The sequence below is a fragment of the Bradyrhizobium sp. CCBAU 51627 genome (assembly GCF_028128765.1).
In the GTDB taxonomy this organism is placed as follows: domain Bacteria; phylum Pseudomonadota; class Alphaproteobacteria; order Rhizobiales; family Xanthobacteraceae; genus Bradyrhizobium.
Genome location: NZ_LBJG01000024.1, coordinates 825,393 through 851,005, shown reverse-complemented (window position 1 = coordinate 851,005; position 25,613 = coordinate 825,393). Strand labels below are relative to the sequence as shown.

Here is a 25,613-nt window from a genome sequence, read left to right as displayed (position 1 = left end):
GAGATCGACATAGACTTACTTACTAACCGGTCGCCCCAGATACACATCCCCAGCGGCTCTAGATGTTGCCGAGATGAAGGTGGGGCGACTGGACCCATCTCGGCTCGAGGAGAGCGCCTTATCTTCGCGATTGCGCCGACCAAGGCTGCGGAGCGAATCCTCCACCCGCAGGGCGAGAACACGCCGCTCATAGCGGGCGGTCTTCCTTCGTCGAACTGGACACATCTCCAAAACGGACTAAGGACGCTTCAGCCATGAATAGCCCGCAAGCGGCATGGTTGAATTTGATCATACTAACCCAATTTATTCATGACAGGGAGCGAGCGAAACTGTTGAAACAACGCGATTTTTGTCATCCACGTCCCATCACCTCCGCTAAGTAGCAAAGAACCGTCTCACCGAATTGCGGAAAGGCTCGAAGGGACACCTAGTGATTGGATATTGGATGTCGTGCGAAGACCTTGATATGCAGATCCTCGGTGATATTTGGACTGGAGCCGACTAGATGGGTTATTCCCAAGCGGACAAGGCAAAAAGCCGGCAGCGAATACTGGATGCAGCGGCAGTCCAAATCCGCGAGCTGGGACTGGATGGCCTCAGCATCGCCGAACTTATGAAGTCCGCCAAGTTGACCCACGGCGGGTTCTACGGTCATTTTGACTCGCGCGATCAGTTGATCTCAGAGGCTTTGGCGAAAGCTCTCTCGGAGGGCGGTCCGGAATCTGTGCGCTTGGGAGGCACGAGCGGACCGCGGACGCTTAAGACACTGCTGAACACTTATCTCAGTAAGGCACATCGGGACGACCCGAGCGTGGGATGTGCGGTGGCAGCCTTGGCGGGCGATGTCGCGCGAAGCGACCGAAAGACCCGTGAGGTCATGACGGACTATCTTTCGAACTACTTCGATAATGTGGCCGACTTGCTGGAAGATGATCATCCCGACGAATCGGCCATTGCTATCGTGTGCACGATGGTCGGAGCGGTCGCTCTCGCGCGGGTCGCGAGAGACCTTTCGATGTCTGATAAGATACTGCGCGCGGCGCAACGAAGCATTCTCGATCTCGTAGAATGTCGCGGGCAGAGGACGGATGATAGGGCTCGGTAAAACCCGAACGTTCGGGAAATCGGCCTAATACTGGAGCACGGTCCTTATCCACAGGTGAGCGCGCTGCCATCGAAACCGAATTATCCTGACCGAGCCGCCGGCTCGCGACTCGCCGCGACCTGAGACGGAGAGAAACGAAAAATGAAGCTCTACGATTTCGGACCAGCGACGAGTGCTCAACGCGTCCGGGTCTTTCTGGCCGAAAAAGGCATTGAACTTCCGACCGAACAGTTGAACGTCCGGGAAGGCGCGCAATTCACCCCTGCCCTCACGGAGATGAACCCATTTCACTGCGTCCCGTTCTTGCAGTTGGACGACGGCACGGTCATCGCGGAATCCGTGTCGATTTGCCGCTACCTCGAAGAACTCCACCCGCACCCGTCGCTGTTTGGGCGCACGGCCACCGAACGTGCGGTGGTCGACATGTGGCTACGGCGCTTCGAGCTCGACGGCTTTGTCCCGACACTGCACGCGATACGCAATTCCATGCCCATGTTCGCTGACAGAGTGGTGCCTGGCACGCGCAACGATCTGCCGCAGCTGCCTGAACTGGTGACCCGTGGACGCGAAATGATGGAAATTTTTCTCGACCGCGCGGAGCCGCATATGGCCAAGAACGAATTCGTCGCTGGCCCTAATTTCAGTATCGCCGACATCACCGGGTTCTTCGCGATACGATCGGCCGCCACGCTGAAGATGGACATCGGCGACCGGTATCCGTCCGTGGCCGCGTGGTTCGCCAAGGTGTCTGCCCGCCCTTCCTTTCGGCTCTAGGAGGCTCATATGAGCAATGCAGTCTGTCTCGTCACCGGAGTTGGACCCGAGCACGGCACCGGCGCCGAGATCGCCAGGCGCTTCAGCGAGGGGGGCTACAGGGTCGCGATGATCGCCCGAAATGCGGAGAACCTCCGCACTCTGGCAGCGAAGTACGATGGTGCGCGCGCTTATCCCTGCGATGTCGGTAACCTTGAGGCCTTGGCCGAAACCATCGCACTCATCAAGACGGAGATGGGCGCCCCGGAAGTCGTAGTTCACAATGCTTTACGTGCGACGAGGGGGAGCATCTTGTCCATGGACCCCGAAGATCTGGAGAGAAATTTCCGCGTCAATACCACTGCGCTACTCCATCTCTCCCGCGAAACAATTCCTGAGATGCTACGAGCCGGGAAGGGTGCGATCTTAGTAACGGGCAACACCTCGGCCTTCCGTGGAAAGGTCAACTGGGGTTTCTTCGCTTCGACCAAAGCGGCTCAACGTATTTTGGCTGAATCCATGGCGCGCGAATTCGGGCCGAAGGGAATTCATGTAGCCTACTTCATGATCGACGCAGCAATCGACACTCCCCGCACCCGTCCGATTTTGGCAGCCGATAAGCCGGACGATTTCTTTGCGAAGCCCGCTGCGATAGCGGAGGAAATGTTCCGTGTGGCCCATCAGGATCGGTCGACCTGGTCATTCCTCGTCGAATTGCGGCCCTTCGGCGAGGTCTGGTAACGATAATCAAACCAGGAAGCGCTCCAGACGAACTTGCCCGTGACTGCCACGACCGTTCGCCGAGGTCTGCAGGCACGTCACGACCTCTTCCTATCGAGTGCTCAGAGCGCGTTCAAGCAACTTGGTGAAGACGCTTCTGAGTGGTTTTGTGAGCTGCAAACCAGGATTTTGTATTCGCGAATTCCGTCTCCAGGAACCGCCACACCTGCCTCGTCATTCTTCGAAGATCCGTTTCTCGGCGACGCAACAGCCATAGGTCCAGAATCGCGGTCTCTTCAGGGAGCACACGCACCAGTCCTTCCGCCACCGCAAAAGGGATCGGCAGGAACGCCAAACCGAGCCCTTCTGCTGTAGCAGCGAAGTGATTGGCGACCGGCATCAAATTCAACGTGTTGCGAGCATTCTGTGCTGCATTGAAGGCATTCAGCAGCTTGATAGGTCCAGTGCGCGCCCTATGTGCTTCTACATAATCAACGGGCCTTCCAATCAAGTCGTGATCAACTAGGTCATCTAAGGTCTTCGGTGCACCGTGCTCTTCCACGTATCCAGCGGAAGCGAACAAACCAAAAGCAATCGTTCCGACGCGTCGACCGACGAGCTCATTGTCACCCGGGTGACCTATCCGTATGACCAGGTCGAGATCGCTGGCTGCCAAGTTCTGTTGTTCGACGGTCGAATTGATCTCAAGTCGGATCTGAGCGTTCAACGCGCGCAACTTTTTTACGCGAGGCAACAGCCAGTGCTTGGTCAATCCCTCGGTCGCGGAGATCTTCACTGCAGTGGATCTATCACCGACTCGGAGAGACAAATCCCTGTGAAACGCCTCAAACGAGCGAACCATCTCTTCGGCCGAACGATGAAGCTCCTCTCCCTCTTGGGTCAACTTCACGCCGGATGACACCCGAAAGAACAGGGGCGCTCCTACATTGCGTTCCAGCTCCTTTAGTCGTCGACTAAGGGTCGGCTGGCTCATTCCCAATGCCCGCGCCGCCCTGTTGACGCTTCCGCTCTGCGCCACCGAAAAGAAGAGCCTGAAGAGATCCCAATTTGTTTCCGCCAATCGAGACCTTTGCGGGCTTGCCGCGGCTTGCTCGTGCGGGAGATCGCGCACTCCAGTCTCGATGCAGCCCTCGCTCCGGGCGCGCTTGACGTTCGTCAGACCCTCCGCAGTCATTTCCACCCCCAAACGCGCAGCCTTCGAGCGGACGAAAAATGATGCTCGTCATCTTTTAATCAGCATGATAGTTATCATACAGAACGTCAAGCTCGGATTTGCACACGAAAAGGCAACAGACGCCACGGAAGTATCTGAACCACGATTCATTTTTATGCCGGGGGGCGATGAAAATAAGAGTTGTCCTGCCGGTAGGGAGAATACGGAAGGCGAATCCCTTCGAATGCTGGAGAGCTATCTCATGAGGAAGTCCGTCGACACCGGGACCACGGAGCTGCTTTGCGAAATCGAAGATAAAGTGGCAGTCATAACGTTGAATCGGCCCGACGCAAGAAATGCGCTTTCGGACAAGCTCACGCCGGCATTGCGACGAATGATCAAGCAATGCGGCGAGGACGCCGATGTCGGCGCGCTCCTGATCACCGGGACAGGACGCGCCTTTTGCGCCGGTGGCGATGTAAAAGGAATGGGTGATGGGTCTAACAAGGCGCAGTTGACGTTCGATGAGCGGCTCGCTGACCTGCGGACAAAACAGCGTACCCTCACGGGGACGCTTACTGCGCTTCGGAAGCCCACTATTGCCGCTTTGCCTGGTGTGGCAGCGGGAGCCGGAATGTCCATTGCGCTCGCTTGCGACATACGGATAGCTACCGCATCCGCGAGCATGGTCACGGGATATGCTCGCATCGGCTTGACCGGGGACTATGGCATCTCGTGGCTATTGACGCGTCTCGTGGGCACCTCGCGCGCGAGAGAGCTGATGTTTCTATCCGAGCGGATCGACGCGCGACGATGCGAAGCACTCGGGCTCATTAATCGAGTAGTTGAGGACGGCGAGTTACAGGATGTCGCCTTCTCGCTTGCCAAGCAGCTCGCGAATGGTCCGGCATTTTCGCTTGCCTGCATCAAGGACAATCTCGATCATGCGATGACAGCGACTCTGTTGGATTCACTCGATCACGAAGCAGCCAACCTGGTCAGCGCCAGTCAAACAGCCGACCACAAGGAAGCCGTTCGCGCCTTTATCGAAAAGCGCCCCCCGATCTTTTCTGGACGTTAGTCTTCGGAGGCCCTTCGGTCAAAGCTCGCTCTCGGCTGGGACGCCTTCCGGGCCAATGGCTTTACATCGCCTTGACGATGTTCTCGGTGACCTTCTTGGCGTCGCCGAGCAGCATCATGGTGTTGTCGCGGTAGAACAAGGGATTGTCGATACCGGCGTAACCGGAGGCGAGCGAGCGCTTGATGAACATCACCGTGCCCGCCTTCCAGACCTGCAGCACCGGCATGCCGTAGATCGGCGAGGTCTTGTCCTCTTCGGCGGCAGGGTTGGTGACGTCGTTGGCGCCGATCACGAAGGCGATGTCGGCCTGCGCGAATTCGGAGTTGATGTCCTCGAGCTCGAACACCTCGTCATAGGGCACGTTGGCCTCGGCCAAGAGCACGTTCATGTGGCCGGGCATGCGGCCTGCGACCGGGTGGATCGCGTATTTCACCTCGACGTCTTCCTTCTTCAGGATGTCGGCCATCTCGCGCAGCGCGTGCTGGGCCTGCGCCACCGCCATGCCGTAGCCCGGCACGATGATGACCTTGGAGGCGTTCTTCATGATGAAGGCGGCATCGTCCGCCGAGCCGAGCTTGGCGGGCTTCTGCTCGCCGGTCGCCGCGCCGGCGGCCGCGGTCTCGCCGCCAAAGCCGCCGAGGATGACCGAGATGAAGGACCGGTTCATCGCGTGGCACATGATGTAGGACAGGATCGCACCCGACGAGCCCACCAGCGCGCCGGTGATGATCAGCGCGGAGTTGCCGAGCGTGAAGCCGATGCCGGCCGCGGCCCACCCCGAATAGGAGTTCAGCATCGAGATCACGACCGGCATGTCGGCGCCGCCGATCGGGATGATCATGAGCACGCCGAGCGCGAGCGCCAGGATGACGTTCAGCCAGAAGAACACCGCGCTGCCGGTCATGACCAGACCGATGATGCAGACCACGAGCGCAACGGCCAGCGCGATGTTGATGAGGTGCCGCGCCGGCAGGATGATCGGCGCGCCGCTCATGCGCGCCGACAGCTTCAGGAACGCGATCACCGAGCCGGTGAAGGTCAGCGCGCCGATGGCGACGCCGAGCGACATCTCGACCAGGCTCTGGGTGTGGATGTTGCCGGGAGTGCCGATGTCGAAGGCCTCGGGCGCATAGAACGCACCGGCGGCGACCAGCACCGCGGCCATGCCGACCAGCGAGTGGAAGGCCGCGACCAGCTCCGGCATCGACGTCATCGGCACGCGCCGGGCGATGACCGCGCCGATCGCGGCACCGATGCCGATGCCGACGATCACGAGCAGCCAGGCCAGGCCGTCGGCCGGCGGATGGTTGGCAAGCGTCGTGGCGACCGCGATCGCCATACCGATCATGCCGAGCAGATTGCCCCGGCGCGAGGTGGCGGGGCTCGACAATCCCCGCAGCGACAGGATGAACAGCACACCCGCCACGAGATACAACAATGCAGACAGATTGGCGTTCATCTCAGGTCCCCATTCGCCTCTTCACCCCGAGGTGCCGCTTACTTCGACTTCTTCTTGTACATCGCCAGCATGCGCTGGGTGACAAGGAAGCCCCCGAAGATGTTGATGCAGGCAAAGATCAGCGCGACGAAGCCGAAGGCGCGCGCCCAACCTGAGCCGCTCGACACGTTCGCGACGCCGCCGGCGAGCAGCGCGCCGACCACGATCACCGAGGAGATCGCGTTGGTGACCGACATCAGCGGCGTATGCAGCGCCGGGGTCACCGACCACACCACGAAATAGCCGACGAAGACGGCCAGCACGAAAATCGAAAGCCGGAAGATGAAGGGATCGACGACCTGTGCAACATGCTCCATGGCTCTCTCCTTACGCTTTCGGCTGGAAGTTCGGGTGGACGACGGCGCCGTCCTTGGTCAGCGCGGTGGCCTTGACGAGCTCATCGTCCCAGTTCACGGCGAGCTTCTTTTCTTTCTTGTCGACCATGGTCTCGATGAAGGAGAACAGGTTGCGCGCGTAGAGGCTGGACGCCGAAGCCGCGACGCGGCCGGCGACGTTGGTGTAGCCGACGATCTTGATGCCATCGAGATCGACGACCTCGCCGGCCTTCGCACCCTCGACATTGCCGCCGCGCTCGACGGCGAGATCGACCAGCACCGAGCCCGGCTTCATCGACTTGACCATCTCGGCCGACACCAGCTTTGGCGCGGGACGTCCGGGGATCAACGCCGTCGTGATCACGATGTCCTGCTTCTTGATGTGCTCGGCGGTGAGCGCGGCCTGCTTGGCCTGGTACTCTTTCGACATCTCCTTGGCGTAGCCGCCGGCGGTCTGCGCGTTCTTGAACTCCTCGTCCTCGACGGCGAGGAACTTGGCGCCGAGCGATTCCACCTGCTCTTTCGTCGCAGGCCGCACGTCGGTCGCGGTGACGACCGCGCCCAGGCGCCGCGCGGTCGCGATCGCCTGGAGGCCGGCAACGCCGACGCCCATCACGAACACCTTGGCGGCGGGCACGGTGCCGGCCGCCGTCATCATCATCGGGAAGGCGCGGCCGAAGGCCTCGGCGCCCTCAATGACGGCGCGGTAGCCCGCAAGGTTTGCCTGCGACGACAGCACGTCCATCACTTGCGCACGCGTGATACGCGGCATCAGCTCCATCGCGAAGGCCGCAATACCGGAATCCGCCATCGTCTTCAGAGCGGCCTCGTTGCCGTAGGGGTCCATGATGGCGATCACGAGCGCGCCGCGCTTGTACTGCGCAAGCTCCGAGGCCTCGGGGCGCTTCACCTTGATGACGATGTCGGCGTCTTTCAGCGCATCGGCACTGACGGTGGCGCCCGCCGCGGTGAACTCGGAATCCGGCAGGCCCGACTTGATACCGGCGCTCGGCTCGACGGCGACCTCGGCGCCAAGCGCTTTGAACTTCTTCACCGTATCAGGCGAAGCGGCGACCCGCGGCTCCGACGGATCGATTTCCTTGGCAACGGCGATCTTCATGAGGTCTCCGGTATCGTCCTAGAACACGATTTCATAAGACATAGCGAACGAGTCGCATGGCGCAGCATCAGGTTGCCGCTGCAGACAGCTTATGTACGTATGGCTCAAGGTCCGCGGCGAAATGCTCGTGTCTTAGCAAACGATCGAAATGACTTATCATGCGTGGGTACTCGTCGCGGACACCACGATGAAGTATTTTGCTCAAGCCTTTGTCCTCTAGCTGACGCCCCCGTGCATGTTCATTCATGAAAAGCGCGAGCTCGGTGGCGAAGCAGATATCGGCAAGGGAAATGTTGTTGCCGACCAGCACCTGGCGGGCGGGCGAGAGCGCTTGCTCAAGTCCCGAGGCGTAGACTGCGAACGCCTCTTGAGCTCGGGTGTGGATCGCCGCGTCTAGCGTCCCGTCTGACAGCGCGAGAAGGTAGATCTGAGCGTCCCGGGCAAAAATCAGACTCACATCCAGGAAGCTGTCGATCCTGGAAGTCTCGTAAGCATCGTGCCCATAGAGAGGGAAATCGGTCTTACTGAGGCGTGCCACCGCTCGCATGATGCTGTTCGATTCGAAGATGCCGATTTTTCCGCCGGGAGCGAACGCAGCCGGAACGTTACCGAACGGGTGGGCATCCATGAATGCTTCTGTCTTGAAAAGGCGCTCTCCTGCCAGCCCTACCCTGCCAGTCCGAGCGAGCGGCGAGTACGCGTGCCATTCGTAGGAGGCCACGGGGGCGGCATTGTAATCCCAAAGCCAGCTCTTCAGTTCGTTGGCGGGAGCACCTTTGATCTCGATTTCAACTCCCGCGAATCTGCCCGCAATGGTCGCCTTCCAAACCCTTGGGTTAGGCAGATATGAAAAAATGCGAAGGTCAGCCATTGTAAGCCACTGAGGGAGACGGTCCCCTAGAACATGTCAGAGGACTAAAGGCCTGGCGGAAATCTGGACAATCAAAAATCTGCATATCGCCCTACTCACCAATGAATAAGCCACCCCGAACCATGATCCTGGCAGGCAGACTCCGACTGCGGTCATCGACCAGATGAAACCGCCACGCTATTCCTCGTCGCGCTCAAGGGGAACGGGAATTTCGATTATCACATTATCGATGAGCCGCGTCGGGCCGACATAGCCGGCGACACAAAGCGCGGCTGAGCGGTGCAGAGGGCTCTCCGCGGGCTTAAGAGTCTCGCTGTCGACAAGCTCGAGATACTGTAGCCGGTCAATGGGCTGAAGATGCTGCTTGGCGACCGCAATCAGCTCCTGTACGTCGCGCATTCCCGAGCGAAATTCGTCCGCCGCGGCAAAAAGCGCCCGATTGATGGCAAGGGCGCGTCTGCGCTCCTCCTCGCCGAGATATCTGTTGCGACTGCTCATGGCGAGTCCATCATGTTCCCGGACCGTCGGCAGAGTGACGATGTCAATAGGAAGATTGAGATCGGTGACCATACGGCGCACAATCGCGCACTGTTGGAAATCCTTCTGGCCGAAAAACGCCGCATCCGCCTGCACCATATTGAAAAGCTTGCAAACTACGGTCGCGACACCGCGAAAATGTCCGGGCCTGAAGCCGCCGCACAGCGGTTTCGCGAGTTCGCCTGGCTCGACAAAGGTCTCAAAGTGAGCCGGATAGACCTCGTTGACGTCCGGCGCGAAGAGGATGGCGACGCCCGCGTTTCGACAGAGTTCTTCATCGCGCAGAAAGTTCCGAGGGTAGGTGCTGAGATCCTCATTCGGGCCAAACTGGGTCGGGTTCACGAAGATGCTCACGACGGTGACGTCGCACTGCCTCCTGCTTGCCTCAACCAGAGAAAGGTGGCCATCGTGCAGGTAGCCCATCGTAGGCACCAGCCCCACCCGCTTGCCGGTCTTACGAGACTCAGCGAGTGCACCGCGAAGCTCGGCAACAGATCTGATCGTTCGCATTGTCTCACCCGTCTTAACGCGCGTGGGAAGGTGTCCAGTTGGCGACGGCTGGGCCGGCGCTTTCAGGAAGGCGATAGGATTCGTCTGCGGAGGGAAATGCGCCTTCGCGAACATCCGCAGCCCATCGTGACAGTGCCGTTTGCAACAGGTCAAAGCCGTCGACATAGGAGCGAACGAACTTCGGGCGGCGGCCTTCGACCAAGCCGAGCAAATCATGGAGCACGAGAACCTGGCCCGCACAGGCCGGTCCCGCTCCGATACCGATCGTAGGAATCGTTAGCGTTTCGGTCGCTCGCGCCGCCAGCTCGGCCGGTATTCCCTCCAGAACGAGCGCGAAGCAGCCAGCCTCCTGCAGATGGTGAGCGTCGTCGAGCAGACGCAAAGCATCGTCGGCCTTCTGACCTTGCACCTTGAATCCGCCCATCACGTTCACGCTCTGCGGGGTCAGGCCGAGATGACCCATAACCGGGATCTCGCAATCGACCAGAGCGCGAACCATTTCGAGACGCTTCGTTCCGCCCTCGAGTTTCACGGCGTCGGCACCACGCCGCAGAAACCCGCCGGCATTGCGAATTGTATTCTCGATGCTGAGATGGAAGCTGAGGAACGGCATATCGGCCACCAGCAGGGCTCTCGGCTTCGATCGCGCAACCGCCTCGACGTGGTGGTTCATCATTGCCACGCTGACCGGCAGCGTGTTGTCGAACCCGAGGCAGACGTTACCCACGCTGTCGCCCACAAGAATAACGTCGACGATAGGACTTGCTATGCGGGCGGTCACCGCGTCATACGCGGTGGTCATAACCAGTCGTCGGCCATCCCGCTTCCACAACTCAAGCATTGGAATCGTGACCCGCCGGACGGACGCCTCGGAAGTATGGCTCATCTACGCACCCACTAGCCTTCTTTCAACGGCGGCCCGGTGCTCACGGGTCGGCAAAGTAGGACTTTCCACTACGAATCAATATTTAGCCCGCAGAAGGCTGAACAGATCAATTTGTGGTGCCGCGCAATTCATTCATGAATTGCGGTTCGTCAGCGATTGGCCTCACCGCCTAAGCGCTGCATTAAGCGGCATAATGAGCCCCGTCCACGGCCAGTATGCCCAGTGATGTGCTCGCTCCACGTCCCGATCAAGACCGCCGCTCCTTCGTCATCTCCAACGCGGCCCAAGCGGAACACGTTCGACTGTCTCCCTCAAGCATGACCATCGACGGGAGTTTCCTTCGATAGGGCACCGGTTTCGCGGTTGCCCCGTCGTACGCGTGCAACCGCTGAATCGCCGACGCTGTTATGCCGCGGTCGCCTTAGACGTGAAGCGACCGTAGAATGTTTCGCCCTTGGCCGCCATTTCGATCAATAGCTTTGGCGGCGTGAAGCGCGAACCATACTTCTTCTCCAGCCTCAGACACAGCTCGACGAACTTTTTCGTGCCCATGAAGTCGATGTACGACAGCGTGCCCCCGGTGAATGGCGGGAAGCCGAATCCCAGAATCGAACCGACATCCGCCTCTCGCGGATCGGTGACGACGCCATCCTCCACTGTGCGGGCGGCTTCCACCGCCTGAACCACGAGAAAACGCTGCTTCAACTCCTCGACATCGATCGTATCTGGATCGAGAAGCTTGGGCTGCAGCACGGTCAGCTCCGGCCATAGCTTCTTCTGGCCCTTGCCCTTCTCTGGATAGTCATAAAAGCCCTTGCCATTCTTCCGGCCGAGGCGTCCGCGCTTCTCCACCATTTCGATCAACAACTTCTTGTGATCCTGATTGATCGCCTGTGTGCCCACGTCGGCTTCAGTGGCCCTCAATATTTTCAGCCCCAGATCGAGAGCGGTTTCATCATTGAGCGAGAGCGGCCCGACCGGCATGCCCGCCATCTTGGCCACGTTCTCGATCATCGCAGGCGGCACGCCTTCCAGTAGCATCTCGTACCCTTCGAAGAGGAAGAGCATCACGCAACGGTTGGCGTAGAAGCCACGCGAGTCATTGACGACGATCGGTGTCTTCTTGATCTGACGTACGTAGTCGAGTGCAGTCGCCAACGCGACGTCTCCGGTCTTCTTGCCGACGATGATCTCCGACAGCATCATCTTTTCGACCGGAGAAAAAAAGTGAATCCCGATGAACTTCGACGGATCCTTGAACTCCTCGGCCAGCGAATTGATCGGCAGCGTCGAGGTGTTGGTCGCGAAGATCGCGCCCTTCTTCAAGAACGGCTGCGCCTTTGCGTAGGTCTCCGCCTTGACCTTACGGTCCTCGAACACCGCCTCGATCACGAGGTCGCAATCGCTGATCGCATTGTAATCCGTTGTGGCGGTAATCCGCGAGAGGATCGCGTCGCCTTCGGCTTGAGTCATGCGGCCCTTGGAGACCGCGGCGTCGACGTTAGCTTTGGAGTGACCTTTACCCTTGTCCGCAGCATCCTGGTCGCGATCGATCAGCACCACGTCGATGCCGGCTTGCGCCGACACGAAGCCGACGCTCGCGCCCATGAAGCCCGCTCCAATGATGGCCATCTTCCTGACCTTGGCAGGCGGCACGTTCGCCGGACGGCGCGCGCCCTTGTTCAGGTCCTGCATCGAGATGAAGAGAGAGCGGATCATCGCCGCCGCTTCCTTCGAACGCAGAATCTTGGAGAAGTACCGCGACTCGACGCGAAGCGCCGTATCCATTGGCAATTGCAGGCCTTCGTAGACGCACTGTAGGATCGCCCGTGCGCCCGGATAATTGTCGTAAGTCTCCCGACGCAGCATCGCGGTCGCCGGCTGGAAAAACTGCAATCCCGCTTTCGAATAGACCGCGCCACCAGGCAGCTTGAAATCCTTCTGATCCCAGGGCGCGACGGCCTTGCCGCCGGCTTTGATCCAGTCCTTGGCCTTCTGAATCAGACTCCCGGCAGGCACCACCTCTCCGATGATGCCGCGGGCTTGAGCTTTCTTGACATCGATCGCCTCACCCTTGAGCAGCATCTGCATGGCGTCTATAGTCGGCATCAGGCGCGGCAACCGCTGCGTGCCGCCGGCGCCGGGAAAAATTCCGACCTTGACCTCGGGCAGCCCGACACGGGTCTTCGGGTTGTCGGACGCAATGCGGTGGTGACAAGCAAGCGCCAGTTCGAAGCCGCCGCCGAGCGCCGTCCCATTGATCGCGGCAACCCAAGGCTTGCCACCGACCTCGATATTTCGGAACGATTGCGATAACTTACGGGCCTCATTGAACAAGTATTTGTTCGCCGCTTCCTCGCCTTGCGAATTCAGCATCTGCGCGTGAGTGCGGTTCATAGCCTCGAGCATCGTCAGGTCCGCACCGGCGCAGAACGCGTCCTTGCCGGAAGTGATGACGACGCCCTTGACTGCAGCATCCGACGTCAATTGCTCGATGATCAAGCCAAGTTCGGCTCCCGACGTCTCATCGATGACGTTCATCGATTTTCTGGGGACATCCCAAGTCACCAGCGCAATGCCGTCGACGTCGGTCTCGATCCTGAAATTCTTGTAGGCCATGTTCCATTCCTTGTCGTCGTCCAGAGGTCACCTCGCTGGTCGCGAGGCTCCCGAGGATGTCATGACTGAGCTTCTCGATTGGATCGCGTCCCTCGCGGGGACGAACGTTCAAACCCGCTCGATGATGGTCGCGGTCCCCATGCCGCCGCCGATGCACAGAGTCACGAGCGCGGTGGATTTGTCGGTACGCTCGAGTTCGTCGAGGACCGTGCCGAGGATCATCGCACCGGTGGCGCCGAGCGGGTGACCCATCGCAATCGCGCCGCCGTTGACGTTGATCTTGTCCCTGTCGATTTGGAACGTCTGCATCAATCGCAGGACCACTGAGGCAAACGCCTCGTTCAGTTCAATCAGGTCGATGTCGGACAATTTCATGCCGGAGCGATCGAGCACCTTCTTGGTCACGTCGACCGGACCGGTCAGCATCATCGCAGGCTCGGAGCCGACATTAACGAAAGCGCGAATCTTCGCACGTGGCTTGAGGTCATGCTTCTTTCCGGCATCCCTGCTGCCGAGAAGAACGGCTCCCGCGCCGTCGACAATGCCCGACGAGTTACCTGCATGGTGCACGTAATTGATCGCCTCGATTTCCGGATGCGACTGCACTGCGACGGCGTCGAAACCGCCCATCGCACCCATCGTCGCGAATGACGGCTGCAGCTGGGCGAGCGATTGCATAGTCGTGCCCGGCCGGATGTGCTCATCCTTGGCAAGAATGGTGATGCCGTTGACGTCCTTCACCGGCACGACCGAGTTCTTGAACCGTCCTTCGTCCCAGGCCCGGGCGGCGCGCTCCTGGCTCTGAACGGCATAGGTATCGACATCGTCGCGTGAGAAACCATATTTGGTGGCAATTAGATCCGCAGCAACGCCCTGAGGCATGAAATAGCTCGGAACCGCCATTGAAGGGTCCGTTGGCCACGCCGAACCCGAGGACATGATCCCGACCCGGCTCATGGACTCCGCGCCGCCGCCGATGGTCAATTCGTGCTGCCCCGACATGATCTGCGCCGCTGCAATATTGACGGCGTCCAGGCCCGACGCGCAGAAGCGGTTGACCTGAATACCCGGCACTGACTTGTCGAAGCCGGCCTTCAGTGCCGCAAATCGCGCGATGTCGCCCCCTGCCTCGCCAATCGGATCAACAACGCCGAGCACGACGTCATCAACGCTATCGGGCGCCAGATTGTTGCGCTCCTTCAGGGCCTGTAACGGAACAGCGGCCAACGCGAGGGCCGTCACTTCATGGAGCGAGCCGTCGGACTTTCCCTTGCCGCGCGGCGTGCGAACGTGATCGTAGATATATGCCTCAGGCATCTCTGGCCTCTCCTATCTTGCTCGCCCCCTGGTTTGGGAGGCATGGCTCCATCGACATCAAGCAACCTCGAGTTTCTCGCGAGAGCGGCCGAACCAGGCCTTCTCCGTCCGGCTCGAAGTGCGGATGGCTCAAAAGCTACATTGGTTGCGTTTATTTATCGACTTGTTTTTTACAAGTCGCTGGTCAACGATTAAACCCCATCTTCTGCTCTCGATACGGTAGCTTTTATGTGCGGCGGTGTTCAGCGGTACGCGACGGCTCTGCGCCGGCGGATTACAGCTGTCCCAGGACTCGCCATCGTGTGGACGGCAAAGCCTGCACTCTGTCCTCCTCATTCCGACGAAGCGTCAAGCACTTCCCCGAAAAGCTCCCACGCGGTGCCGCTCCAGCGTTGCAGCCTCATTTGGGTGTAGCTCATGTTGATCTTGTCACTCGTGTTGACGCTGATGCCGGGCAACAGTGTCGGTAGCACCACGTTCTTCAGGCTCTTCGCCTGCCTGATGATGTTTTCGCGGGAAAGGTCGCTCCCGCACTGCTTGATCAGATGTTCGAGCAGCATGCCCTGCGTGTAACCATACAAGATGTTGAAATCGGCAATGTCGACGCCGGGCATGTATTTGTCGATGAAGGTCAGATAGTTCTTCATTCCCTCGGTGTGAGCCCACTGCGGATCGCTGGGATCCTTCATGTTTGTTCCGACCATCACCCCGATCGCCTTGTCGAGGCCTGCCGGCTTCAGAGTCGCGCCAACCGAACTGGAGGGGTAGTTCAGCAGGATCGCCGGCTTCCAGCCAATCTCGGCAGCCTTGCGGATGGCTTGAGCGGCAAATTTTGGCGTTGCTGCCAGCAGCAACGCATCGGCCCCTGAGCTCCTCAAGTTGACGATGTGAGACTCCACCGTCGGATCACTCAGCTCATAGGGGATAGCGGTGACCTTCTTGTCAAAGCGGCTGCCAAGGATCGCCTTGAAGGCGTTCAGGTAATCCTTTCCCAGATCATCGTTCTGGTAGAGAATGGCATACTTGGCATCTGGCAAAGTCTTGGTCAGGAACTTGGCATAGATCTTTCCCTCGGTATCGAAACTGACGATGCCGGTTGTCGTCAGCGGAAAATCGGCCACATTCGTAAACTTGTTCGACCCCGAGACGATTGAAATAGACGGCACGGCCTTCGATATCAGATACTTCGCCACCGCCGTGTTGCCCGGTGTGCCGAGCTGACCAAACAAGAATGAGACCTCGTCGCTTTCGACGAGCTTGCGCACCTGCTCCACCGCTTTGGGCGGACTGTAAGCATCGTCATAGGCAATATAGTTTATTTTCCGTCCGTTTATGCCGCCACGATCGTTGATCGACTGGACATAGGCTTGAATACTTCGGCCGATGATGCCAAGCGACGAGGCGGGCCCGCTGAAGGGAAAGACCCCTCCAACCTTGATCTCGGTCGCCGTCACCCCCGGAGTATCCGCGGCATACGCGACTGACCCCAGCGTCAACAGCATCAATGCAAAGGCAGGTCTGACGATTTTAAACATAGCATCCCTCCCAAGTGAAACGACCTGGTTCTTCGAAAACTGACGCTTGTGAATGTGGCCCTACAAGGTTGACTAGGAAGCGCGACGTGCCTGCCTTGATATTTGGAGCCGCTCGCGGACCATCTCCCGAACTAAATCCTTGCGTACTTTGCCGAAGCTGTTGCGCGGCAGTGTCTCCAGGCAGACGACTTCACGCGGCCGCTTGTAGCTTGCCAGCGAGGAGCAGCTCTTTACGATCTGATCAAGATCGACGACGGTCTCCGTAGCAGTGACGATCGCGGCAACGACGATCTCGCCCCATTTTTCATCGGGGACCCCGACCACCGCGACTTCCCGGATCGAGGGATGGTCAATCAATAACAATTCCACCTCAGCACAATAAATATTCTCGCCGCCGGAGATTATCATGTCCTTCTTCCGGTCCTTGATCGCAAGGTAGCCGTCAGCATCGATAACACCAACGTCGCCGCTTCGATACCAGGCAGCTCCGTTCAAACTGACGATCGCTTCACGCGTTGCCTCCTCATTATTCAAATAATGAGAGAACCCCGTCGGTCCGCTGATAAGAATCTCACCTACTTCGCCATTCGGAAGAATGCCGCGCTTTTCGTCATGAATGACTACCTGCGTACACGGCGCTGGCAGCCCGGCAGTGCCGGGCTTCTTGGTCAGCATGTCCGACGGACATCTCGAGACGAACAACATCTCGGTGATGCCGTAAGCGTTTGTCACCCCATTTGGCAGCTTGAATCTCTCCTGGATCCGTTCTGCAAGCACCGGGGGCAGCGGCGCCGAAGCAGAGATCCAGTGCGTGAGGTGCGGCAAGGTCCTGTTCTCTGCGGATGGCTCCTGAACGAGCTGCCAGGCCATCGTTGGAACGATGAAAGCAAGCTGGATCCTGTACTTCTCCAGGTTTTCCAGGGTTTGAGCCGCGTCGAACCTTTTGCGCAGAAAATTTGTTCCCCTGCACAGGATCACCGGCAATGCGAAGTTTTCCGTTGCTCCGCGATGAAAGAGAGGAGCGACCGCCAGCGATCTGACTTCTTCCGGGAAGCCGAGCGCTATGGCGCTGAGCGTCGCGGCGGCAACCGCCGATCGATGCTTTACCACTGCCCCCTTTGGCCGGCCGGTCGTGCCTGAGGTGAACCAGATGCCGCTATCGGCGTCGGCGCTGACGGTCGGAAACTGTGGGATATCATCAGCAACGCCATGCGAAAGGTCGACGAAAGCAAGCTGGCCGGGGCGAGCCTCTGCTCCGGCCACGATCTGGAGGATCGAGAGTTCGGAAATGGAAATCGCCTTTGATGCCAGTTCCGCGAGATCCCGGTCTACGATGATCGCTTTGCACTCCGCCGCGACGAGCTGATACGACAACTCCTCGGGAGTCAGACGGAAGTTCAGAGAGACGGTCAGCGCACCAAGCCGCGCGATCGCGAAGTAGGATAAAAGGAGCTCGCGCTGATTCCAAAGCAGATAAGCTACTCTGTCGCCTGTTGTGATTCCGTGTCTCTGAAGTCCGGCCGCAAGTCGATCCACGGTCGCGTCGAATTCGAAATAGCTCAGCGAGCCGATCTCGTCGACAATAGCGGTCTTTTGCGGCAAAGCACGGGACGTCGTCCGAAGAATATCGGACACCGAAATAGCTCGATCGAGCACGATGATCCTCCCCGTTCCTTCGTTCATCGCAGCTTGTGCTGCTTTTGGATTTGTTTGCCTTACTCAGGTGGTGGCTCAGGCTGCAACTTTACCCAGTGAAAGAATGACTTGCAGCGCAGGCATCGGAACAACACTTCCGAAACGCTTCCGCCGAACGGCGATTCGATCTCCACCGCACTGCTCTCACAGTGCGGGCAAATGACCTTGCCAACATCGAGTGGCAACTCGAAGCTTGGCTCGCCCTGATTCACGGCATCGCCAGTTCGCGATTCTTGAATCGAATCTTCTCGAACAGCGTTTCCGGGATTCCCGGGCTGCCGGTGCGGCGGATGGACGGCCGCCACGACTTTGCAGGGCCTGCAATTCCGTCGGGAACATCGAATGTTGTGCCGACCACGTTGAGGAAGCGCTCGCGAAGGTCCGAATCCGACGCATCCCGATAGCCGCTTGAGAAAATGATATCCGGCTGGTCCGGCTCGCCCCACCAGTCCAACGCTTCGACCAGGCGGCGACGGGCATCTTCGTCGACGGTGGACGCCGGATCTTTGCGTAACGCCTTGATCCAGCCTACCGAATAGCTCAGGTGAAAGCGCGATTCCTTCAGGATCTTGTCAGCGAGACGTGCCAGAGTTCTGTCCGCCAGGCTCGTTCTGTAGGCGCTCAATTGCGTGGAGATTGCCTGCTCGGCCATGAATATCGCCGCGACAAAATCGGACCAGGATTGCGGCGGCCGATCGAGCAGCTTTGGCGAGCGAATGTCCTTCGCCCCACGCGTCCACTCCACCTCCTCAAGCGTGACTCCGAAACGTCCCAGATGCTGATAAAGCGCGCGGGCGTGCCCATACTGCCCCTGCATCATCGCGCAGATGGACGTGAAGTCCGCAATGGAACGCCCGTTCTGCAACACCATCATGTACCAGCCGGCGAGCACCAGCTTGGCGTCCGCGATGCAATACAACTCGTCCCCCAGGAACCGATCTGCTTCCGAAAGGCCTTCGATTGAATTGATGACAGCCATCACACCACCTTCACCTTCGACTTGCTATCTCGTTCCGTAATCGTGACGATCGCCGACAGCGGTACGATGCACATCTCTCGCCAAGTATGGTGGTCGTAGACGAACCAGGCGCGCGCCTCCGCTAGTTGTTCGTTGGGGGCCTCGACCGAACCGATATGAGTCAGCGGCTCTGCGGAATCTCGGCGCGCAAATACCTCGTAGAATTCGGGCTTGTCGCCACCCAACTCCAATTGCCTATCGATAACTTTCTTCATCATCGCACCCTTAGACTTGTATTCCAAAGCGGCGCATCAGTTGTCGGGCATTGGGCTCAATGGATTGAGTGGTCCAATCGTGATGCCAACCTTCAAGGACGTTGACCTCGCTGACCCCTTTTAGGCCGCCCACCGCGTCCTTGACCGATTGCTTCAACATCGAGACGCCAGGGCAGGCCAAGCATGGAATTGCGAGCTCGACATCGACCACCCCCGTTTCCGATATCGTGACTCCGCGCAACATTCCCATGCTCTCGATGCTGACCGGTATATGCGGATCATTCACCGCGAGGAGCGCCTCCCGGACCTGCTGCTCGGTCACCACAGATCTTGCCCCCACAGCTCGGTCTGCATCCGGCTCAAGCCCGGAAGCTTCAATGGGCCGCCTTTCTTCCACTGCGCCAACTTCTCGGGCCACGTCACCGTACGGAAATCCCACTTCATGGTTTCCAGATTCAGCAGGATCGGCATCTGGTAATCGAGGACATAAATGCCTTTTTCGCTGTCGAAGTGAGCCGGCACCTTCAAACCAACCTGCTCGCAGAATGGAACGAGGCGCTGCAGCCAAATCTGCCTGAGCTGGTCGTTGCTATTGCCGCGTATCTTGTAATGGAGCTGGTCGGTCCTCGACTTGACATCATCCGTCGCGCCGAACCACTCGGCCCCCAGCGGAAACCAGAAATCCATCCGTTCTTGGACACGCTTCCGTATCTCGGGACCCTGCTGCATGTAGTGGCGGATCATGTACTCGCCGCGCTTGACGTGGAAGTTCTCTTCGAAGTTCACCTTCCGCAGCGATCGGCTATACGGCCCGAATGAACAATTTTGCTCGAGATCACACGTTGTGATGTATCCGGCCTGATCGCCGACGAGGTGGCCGAGCCCCACATCGATCGGACTCAAGTTTCCAAACTCAAGCAGAAAGAACGTCTTGAAATTCTTGGGATCACGCTCGAACACCTGGTGATAGGAGTCGAAGCCGAAATCCTCGAGCATGCGGAACATGACCTGGGCGTGCCCCATCTCGTCCTGCAGCGCCGACGCGATGGCAATTCGGTCGTTGATACTGGGTGCAAATGCTATGGCATCAAAGTCGAGAGGCAACGTCATGATTTCCAGATCGGCCGCGATCGCCATGGTCGCGACGAGCACGTCACGATAGCGCGGCGTCATCTCGCTGATATCTTCCAGCGTTGCACCAGCCTTAATTCGGGTCTGCAGGGCGACCTCGGTTGCCTCTTCGGCGTTTTCACGCGCAACTGCCGCTTGAGCCATGGTCGAACCTTCCGTCGTTACAATTCGCTGACTGTTCATGAGTGGTCCCGAAGATTGCCCCGCAAGACATCGATAACGGACGGCCCATCATCGGCCTCGATGTCGCTCGGCATCTCCGACGCGATTTGAAGACCAGTTAGCACGACAGCCTTCAGCGTGCGAACCAGACGGTGAACGTCGATGCGGAGATTCTGACGGAGGCACTCGAGCATGATGCCGTCGCCGGTCGAGATCAGGAGCCGAGCCATATCGCTGCTGCTCAGATCGGAGCGAAACACTCCGGACGCCTGCCCCAGCTCCAGGACGTTTCGTACTTCTCGTGCGATCCGATTGTAGCCGGCCTTTACTCTACGCGCGGCCTCGGATTCAGTCCCGGCCATCTCTATGGAGACGACGATCGGCAGCAACATCGAGCCTGGATGGTCGAGGGCGACCTCGCCGGCCCTCTCCAGATATCTCGTCATGCGCTCGACGGGCGAAAGACGTTCATCTTGCAGTATTTGGAGATATGGCTCCATGACGTTGGCCTGCACGCGATTGAGCAGCTCAAGCAGGACACCTTCCTTGTTGCCGTAATAGAAATAGACGCTGCCCTTGGTCAGGTCTGCGAGCTGTCCGATCTGCTCCGTCGTCGTACCGTTGTAGCCCTGGGTCACGAAGAGAAACTCGGCGGCAGCCAACACTGCCGACATGCTCAACTCGCGATGTTCGGAATTTGTCAGTCGTTTCTTGCGCTTTTTCATGCGCTCGAACGTATTATCACTGGACTCACGAGGTAAAGCCTCGCGCGTGCCTAATGCACCGCTGGACGCACACTCCCTCCTTTCAGCGGAGCCGTACCTGGCGTCGAGAACCTCTGACAGTGCAGCGGAGATACACATGCTCATGGCCCAGCGAAGTCTTCTTCGAAGCGACTAGCAGTTGACATTGATAGTCATGTACATTTAACTTACTTACCAGTCAATAACTTTGTGACCGCGCCGGAGAAACAAGATTTTTATCTTAGAATCCAATGAGATACATGAAGGCTGCGGCTCGGCTCGGCAGCTGCTGAGAACCAAATCGAGCCAACGCGAGCGACCAACAAGGGAGAAGGGACCAGGGATGACCAAACAGATTGAGTTCTATTTCGACTTCGGTAGCCCCTACAGCTACCTCGCACAGACTCAGCTCAAGAAGCTGGCGGCGGACGCGCAGGCCACCATCGTCTACATGCCCATCAACGTGCTGGATTTGATGAAGGCAACCGGCAACACCCCGACGACGATCGAGTGCAAGGCAAAGAGGAAATACGCAAAGAGCGATCTGCAGCGCTGGGTCAAAAAGTACGGCGTCGGCTGGGAGCCCAACCAGAACTTCCGGCACATCGACCTCAACTTCCTGCTTCGCGGGGCTATCGCTGCGATCAAGCTCGGCGTGGGTCCCGATTTCGTGTCTAAGGTGTTCACCGGCCTCTACGCTCAGGCGCTTGACCTCGGCAACGCCGAAATCCTCAAGGACTTCCTGAAGAAGAACGAGCTTCCTGCGGATCGCATCCTCGAGCTGATGGCCAAGGACGAGATCTACGAGGAACTGAAGGCCCGCAACAAGGCAGCCGAAGAAGCCGGCCTGTTTGGTACGCCGACGTTTCGGATCGGAGAGGAGCTTTATTTCGGAAACGATCGGCTCCCATTCGTTGAAGCAGCAGCAAAAGCGCAGGCATGATTATGACGAAGCCAGTTTGTATTATTACCGGGGTTGGTCCCGGCACGGGCAGCGCGCTCGCGCGTCGCTTCTCTCGCGGCGACTATCATGTCGCCCTCCTGGCGCGCTCTGAGAAGCGCATTCCGAAGCTGCAAGCTGAGCTGCCGGACGCGTCCGCCCACATCTGCGATGTCACGCAGCAGGATCAGGTCAACGAAACCGTCGCAAAAATCGCGCGTGACCACGGCGCGCCTGCGATCGCCATCCATAACGCCGTAGGCGGAACGTTCGGCAATTTCTTGGAGATGGATCCCACGGCTCTCGAGACGAACTTCAAGGTCAACACCATGGGGCTGCTTTATCTTGCCAGAGCGGTCGCTCCTGCAATGATCAAGGCGCAAAGCGGCGCCATCATCGCGACCGGCAACACCTCAGCCTATCGCGGAGTCGAGAGTTACGCCGGCTTTGCGCCGTCGAAGGCAGCAGAACGCATCCTCGCCGAATCGATGGCGCGGCATCTGGGTCCTAAGGGCGTCCACGTCGCCTTTCTGATGATCGATGCAGTCATCAACGTGCCCTGGGCGCGCAAGATGTTCCAGGACAAGCCGGAAGAGTTCTTCGCCCAGCCGACAACGATCGCTGATGAGATCTGGCACATTTGCCATCAGCCTCGCTCGGCATGGTCGTTCAACTACGAACTCCGACCCTACGGCGAGAAGTGGTGATCCGCTTCATCTCGCGCAATCGATCGAAATCCCGATCTGACAAATGCCGGACCGTCGTCATCGCTGAGAGACCGGTCCGGCCCTTGACCATAGCCACCTACTTTTCAAACCAGTGGAGAAGAAATTGCCCGAAGCACTTTCTTCGGAGACGCCGGCGAACTCGCCAAAACATGCGAATAATTTGGGGGATAGGCGTGTATCCGCTGGAGCAATCCACTCTTCAATGATCAAGTCATGGATCGATAGCACTGCCGTTATCGTGCCGGGTTTGGTTGCCGCCCTTCTGATTGCAGCGTTGGCTGGTTGGCTGCGGACCCTACCGCTGCTGTCCGTCATTAGCCCGATGATGCTCGCAATGCTGATCGGGATAACCCTCAACAATGTCGTGGGCCAGCCTAGCTGGACGAGAGGCGGCATTTTATTCAGCCAGCGGCGATTGCTTCGGATCGGCATCGTGCTGCTTGGTCTTCAGCTCACGTTCGCCGACATAGCCAGTTTAGGCGTAACAGGCTTCGTTATTCTAGCTGCAGCGCTGTCGTCCACCTTCGTGTTCACGCTGCACACCGCACGATTCCTGCGCGTGGACGAAAAGCTTGCAAAGCTCATTGCCGCGGGCACCTGTGTGTGCGGCGCGTCGGCAGTGGTTGCAACGAACGTTGTCGTGGGCGGAAAGGAAGAGGACGTAACCTATGCGGTCGCATGCGTCACCATCTTCGGGACCATCGCGATGTTCTTTTTTCCGTTTTTGCCGGACCTTCTTCATTTGGATGCCCGAGAGTTCGGACTTTGGACGGGCTCTTCCGTTCACGAGATTGCACAGGTGGTTGCCGCATCGTTTCAACGTGGGCAGGTCGCCGGCGAAACGGGCACGATCGCCAAACTGTCCCGCGTCATGATGCTCGCGCCTCTGGTGCTTGCCATGGATCTGCTGTCGCGAAGCGGCGCGGTGGGAGAAGCGGCGGAAATGTCAAAGCGCACGCCCGCGGCGCCCTGGTTTGTGCTCGGTTTCATCGTCGCCACCTGCATCAACAGCATCGGCATCATTCCCGTTGAACTGAAATCGAATCTCATTTGGTTCACGACCTTCCTGCTGACGGTCGCGCTTGCCGCAATGGGAATGCATACGGACTTGGCAAACCTGCAAAAGAGGGGCTTTGGGCCGGCCCTCCTGGGCTCTCTTGCCTCGATCTTTATCGGTGTTTTTAGCCTGGTCTGCATCAAGCTGCTCTATTGAGCGATGTGCAGAGATCTCAAGATGGCTGTTGGCGCTTCGCTCACGTGCGTCTGCTGAGGATGACTGCCGACCCATTTTGATAGGAGCGTCGCGCGACAAACTGTGAGCAAAAAAAGTGGCCCGAGATCGAGTTCCCGGACCAGTCTGGGAGAAATCAAAGCCTGCGCCCGGCCGGCTTCACAGTGTAATCAGGAGAACAAGCTGGACGATGAGCGCTAGAGGCAGCCCGAACAACAACACGAGAAGCTGACCCATTCTGATTTCAGCGACGTTCAGATCAGGAATGAACTCGATCGCGATCAGACCACATTCCATGAGCACTCCCCCGGGTTCTACCGGCCATCCGCTTCATTTCCCAATGACAATTTTGGCCTGCAATGGCCCCGCCTAGCCCTCGACCTTGAAGGTGAGCCCGGCGTTCCGAACCAGCCGCGATATCAGCTTCTCGCCCATTGCAGCGCCAGGAGTCCAGATGCCAGCAGGAACGTCGCTCGCGTCCTGCAGGAGGCAGATCGCGCATTCGGTGATCATTTTTGACGTCGATCCGTAGCCTGGGTCCCTGTCACCTCGAACCGCGACCGAGATCTTGCCGCGATCCTTGCTGCTCCCGATGAACAGAATGTCGTAACAACCGGCCTCACGCTCCGCCCTTGAGGGGCCCTCACCCGGCTTCGGACTACCTTCTCCGCCGAACGATCTGTTATCCTCCGCAATCTTGGCGGCCGTAACCTCGCCCTGTTTGCCGGGACCGGCGACAATCATCTCGTCGTAAACGAAGCCGGTCCCGTAAGGGTGCCCCATGAGCAAGTTGGAGCGATGGACGTTGCGGGTGTTGATCGGCGACATTATGAATGGCGCCGCCCAGGCGCCGAGGTCCTCGTCGAACTCAATCTTCATCCCATGCGGCTGCTTCGGCCCGACAAAGCCAGGTGTCAGAAGGAAAGGATCCTTGAGCTGATCGAGCACCTTCGGATCACTCATCGCAGCAGCCATCGTCGCGCGTGAACTGGCTGCTGTTCCACCCGAGAAAGTGCCTTTCATCACGCGGACCCGGCCTTTCACGTGCTCGGCCGGCTCTCCCCACGCCTTCCTGGCGGCGCCCTGCAGGAAGAAGACGCCGAGTTCGAACGGCACGGAATCGAAGCCGCACGAGAAGATGATGCGGGCCCCACTCGATCGGGCATCTTTCTCATGGGTGTCGATCATGCTCCTCATCCAGACGGTCTCGCCACTCAAGTCGAGATAGTCCGTGCCCGCGCGAGCGCATGCGGCCACCAATTTCGATCCGAAAAGCTGGAAGGGGCCGACCGTGGAGATCACGGCGCGGGTCGAGCGAGCCAGCGCCTGCAGCGAGGCTTCGTCGTCCGAGTCAGCCTTGATCAGCAATGTATCGTCGGGGGCGCCGATCTCGGCGCGGACAGCGCCGAGCTTCTCGGGGTCGCGGCCCGCCATTCCCCATTTGATTTTCTTTCCGTATCTCGCCGCGAGGTATTCGGCCACGAGTCGACCCGTGAAGCCACTGGCGCCAATGACAATCAAATCGCAGGCGCTGTCGCGTACCATGTTCTTGCTCCATCGGCGCGCGGAGGGTTGCCACCCCCGCCGCGAATTCGCGGCTTTGACATGGCCCACCTCCTCCATGAGGCTGAGCCGTGGTTTTCATCGCTTTCTCGGCTTTGAGAAACATTCTGACTATACAGTATGTTT

25 protein-coding genes are annotated in these 25,613 nt (G+C 58.8%); 7 read left to right on the top strand and 18 right to left on the bottom strand.

Features of this window, described 5'->3' with window-relative positions; translation table 11 throughout:
* Window positions 1-505 precede the first annotated feature (505 nt).
* From XH88_RS18840 to XH88_RS18830, 3 genes are all read left to right on the top strand, one after another.
* Complete coding sequence (locus XH88_RS18840; protein WP_271669747.1) at window positions 506-1,105, top strand: TetR/AcrR family transcriptional regulator; 600 nt, start codon at window positions 506-508, stop codon at window positions 1,103-1,105.
* A gap of 141 nt (window positions 1,106-1,246) precedes the next feature.
* Entirely contained in the window at window positions 1,247-1,879 is a 633-nt protein-coding gene (locus tag XH88_RS18835) for a glutathione S-transferase family protein (RefSeq protein ID WP_271669746.1), read from the top strand.
* A gap of 9 nt (window positions 1,880-1,888) precedes the next feature.
* On the top strand, window positions 1,889-2,599 hold the full coding sequence (locus XH88_RS18830) for an SDR family NAD(P)-dependent oxidoreductase (RefSeq protein ID WP_271669745.1): 711 nt from the start codon (window positions 1,889-1,891) through the stop codon (window positions 2,597-2,599).
* 112 nt (window positions 2,600-2,711) lie between these two features.
* Here XH88_RS18830 and XH88_RS18825 read toward each other — a convergent pair whose 3' ends face one another.
* Window positions 2,712-3,773 (bottom strand): LysR family transcriptional regulator, encoded by a 1,062-nt coding sequence (locus tag XH88_RS18825; protein WP_271669744.1) that lies wholly within the window; start codon window positions 3,771-3,773, stop codon window positions 2,712-2,714.
* A gap of 241 nt (window positions 3,774-4,014) precedes the next feature.
* Between XH88_RS18825 and XH88_RS18820 the strand changes: the two genes are divergently transcribed.
* On the top strand, window positions 4,015-4,833 hold the full coding sequence (locus XH88_RS18820; protein ID WP_271669743.1) for an enoyl-CoA hydratase: 819 nt from the start codon (window positions 4,015-4,017) through the stop codon (window positions 4,831-4,833).
* A gap of 61 nt (window positions 4,834-4,894) precedes the next feature.
* Here the strand turns inward: XH88_RS18820 and XH88_RS18815 are convergent, their stop codons facing one another.
* The 16 genes from XH88_RS18815 to XH88_RS18745 all read right to left on the bottom strand — a co-directional run bounded on the left by XH88_RS18815 (window position 4,895) and on the right by XH88_RS18745 (window position 21,151).
* Window positions 4,895-6,292 (bottom strand): NAD(P)(+) transhydrogenase (Re/Si-specific) subunit beta, encoded by a 1,398-nt coding sequence (locus XH88_RS18815; RefSeq protein ID WP_271669742.1) that lies wholly within the window; start codon window positions 6,290-6,292, stop codon window positions 4,895-4,897.
* 38 nt (window positions 6,293-6,330) lie between these two features.
* Window positions 6,331-6,648 (bottom strand): proton-translocating transhydrogenase family protein, encoded by a 318-nt coding sequence (locus XH88_RS18810; RefSeq protein WP_035704698.1) that lies wholly within the window; start codon window positions 6,646-6,648, stop codon window positions 6,331-6,333.
* 10 nt (window positions 6,649-6,658) lie between these two features.
* Window positions 6,659-7,786, bottom strand: a complete 1,128-nt coding sequence (locus XH88_RS18805) for a Re/Si-specific NAD(P)(+) transhydrogenase subunit alpha (RefSeq protein WP_271669741.1) — start codon at window positions 7,784-7,786, stop codon at window positions 6,659-6,661.
* A gap of 67 nt (window positions 7,787-7,853) precedes the next feature.
* A complete protein-coding gene (locus tag XH88_RS18800) occupies window positions 7,854-8,657 on the bottom strand; it encodes a glutathione S-transferase (RefSeq protein ID WP_271669740.1) in 804 nt (267 codons plus the stop codon).
* 177 nt (window positions 8,658-8,834) lie between these two features.
* The gene (gene panC, locus XH88_RS18795) at window positions 8,835-9,704 is read right to left on the bottom strand and encodes a pantoate--beta-alanine ligase (RefSeq protein ID WP_271669739.1); all 870 of its coding nucleotides are present in this window, start codon (window positions 9,702-9,704) and stop codon (window positions 8,835-8,837) included.
* A 13-nt stretch (window positions 9,705-9,717) separates the two neighbouring features.
* Entirely contained in the window at window positions 9,718-10,590 is an 873-nt protein-coding gene (gene panB / locus XH88_RS18790; protein WP_271669738.1) for a 3-methyl-2-oxobutanoate hydroxymethyltransferase, read from the bottom strand.
* Window positions 10,591-10,995: 405 nt separating this feature from the next.
* Window positions 10,996-13,209 (bottom strand): 3-hydroxyacyl-CoA dehydrogenase NAD-binding domain-containing protein, encoded by a 2,214-nt coding sequence (locus tag XH88_RS18785; protein WP_271669737.1) that lies wholly within the window; start codon window positions 13,207-13,209, stop codon window positions 10,996-10,998.
* 108 nt (window positions 13,210-13,317) lie between these two features.
* A complete protein-coding gene (locus XH88_RS18780; protein ID WP_271669736.1) occupies window positions 13,318-14,526 on the bottom strand; it encodes an acetyl-CoA C-acetyltransferase in 1,209 nt (402 codons plus the stop codon).
* A 332-nt stretch (window positions 14,527-14,858) separates the two neighbouring features.
* Entirely contained in the window at window positions 14,859-16,061 is a 1,203-nt protein-coding gene (locus tag XH88_RS18775) for an ABC transporter substrate-binding protein (protein WP_271669735.1), read from the bottom strand.
* Window positions 16,062-16,133: 72 nt separating this feature from the next.
* On the bottom strand, window positions 16,134-17,744 hold the full coding sequence (locus XH88_RS18770) for a class I adenylate-forming enzyme family protein (protein ID WP_271669734.1): 1,611 nt from the start codon (window positions 17,742-17,744) through the stop codon (window positions 16,134-16,136).
* 32 nt (window positions 17,745-17,776) lie between these two features.
* Window positions 17,777-17,968 carry a PaaD-like zinc ribbon domain-containing protein gene (locus tag XH88_RS39250; RefSeq protein ID WP_442868452.1) on the bottom strand — a complete coding sequence of 64 codons (192 nt, stop codon included), beginning with the start codon at window positions 17,966-17,968 and terminating at the stop codon, window positions 17,777-17,779.
* Window positions 17,965-18,735 (bottom strand): Phenylacetic acid catabolic protein, encoded by a 771-nt coding sequence (locus XH88_RS18765; protein ID WP_271669733.1) that lies wholly within the window; start codon window positions 18,733-18,735, stop codon window positions 17,965-17,967. The genes XH88_RS39250 and XH88_RS18765 overlap by 4 nt, the downstream gene beginning before the upstream one ends.
* Window positions 18,735-18,989, bottom strand: a complete 255-nt coding sequence (locus XH88_RS18760; RefSeq protein ID WP_271669732.1) for a hypothetical protein — start codon at window positions 18,987-18,989, stop codon at window positions 18,735-18,737. Before XH88_RS18760 ends, XH88_RS18765 begins: the two co-directional genes overlap by 1 nt.
* Before the next feature lie 10 nt (window positions 18,990-18,999).
* Window positions 19,000-19,311 carry a metal-sulfur cluster assembly factor gene (locus tag XH88_RS18755; protein ID WP_271669731.1) on the bottom strand — a complete coding sequence of 104 codons (312 nt, stop codon included), beginning with the start codon at window positions 19,309-19,311 and terminating at the stop codon, window positions 19,000-19,002.
* On the bottom strand, window positions 19,308-20,264 hold the full coding sequence (locus tag XH88_RS18750; protein ID WP_271669730.1) for a 1,2-phenylacetyl-CoA epoxidase subunit PaaC: 957 nt from the start codon (window positions 20,262-20,264) through the stop codon (window positions 19,308-19,310). The genes XH88_RS18755 and XH88_RS18750 overlap by 4 nt, the downstream gene beginning before the upstream one ends.
* 35 nt (window positions 20,265-20,299) lie before the next feature.
* Window positions 20,300-21,151, bottom strand: coding sequence for a TetR/AcrR family transcriptional regulator (locus XH88_RS18745; protein WP_271669729.1), 852 nt, complete (start codon window positions 21,149-21,151; stop codon window positions 20,300-20,302).
* Window positions 21,152-21,368: 217 nt separating this feature from the next.
* Between XH88_RS18745 and XH88_RS18740 the strand changes: the two genes are divergently transcribed.
* From XH88_RS18740 to XH88_RS18730, 3 genes are all read left to right on the top strand, one after another.
* The gene (locus XH88_RS18740) at window positions 21,369-21,968 is read left to right on the top strand and encodes a 2-hydroxychromene-2-carboxylate isomerase (protein ID WP_271669728.1); all 600 of its coding nucleotides are present in this window, start codon (window positions 21,369-21,371) and stop codon (window positions 21,966-21,968) included.
* Between the two features lie 2 nt (window positions 21,969-21,970).
* A complete protein-coding gene (locus XH88_RS18735; RefSeq protein ID WP_271669727.1) occupies window positions 21,971-22,672 on the top strand; it encodes an SDR family NAD(P)-dependent oxidoreductase in 702 nt (233 codons plus the stop codon).
* Between the two features lie 124 nt (window positions 22,673-22,796).
* Window positions 22,797-23,906, top strand: a complete 1,110-nt coding sequence (locus XH88_RS18730; RefSeq protein ID WP_271669726.1) for a YeiH family protein — start codon at window positions 22,797-22,799, stop codon at window positions 23,904-23,906.
* A 387-nt stretch (window positions 23,907-24,293) separates the two neighbouring features.
* On the opposite strand, the gene XH88_RS18725 is transcribed toward XH88_RS18730, so the two are convergent.
* Window positions 24,294-25,469 (bottom strand): saccharopine dehydrogenase family protein, encoded by a 1,176-nt coding sequence (locus tag XH88_RS18725; RefSeq protein ID WP_271669725.1) that lies wholly within the window; start codon window positions 25,467-25,469, stop codon window positions 24,294-24,296.
* Between the last annotated feature and the right edge of the window lie 144 nt (window positions 25,470-25,613).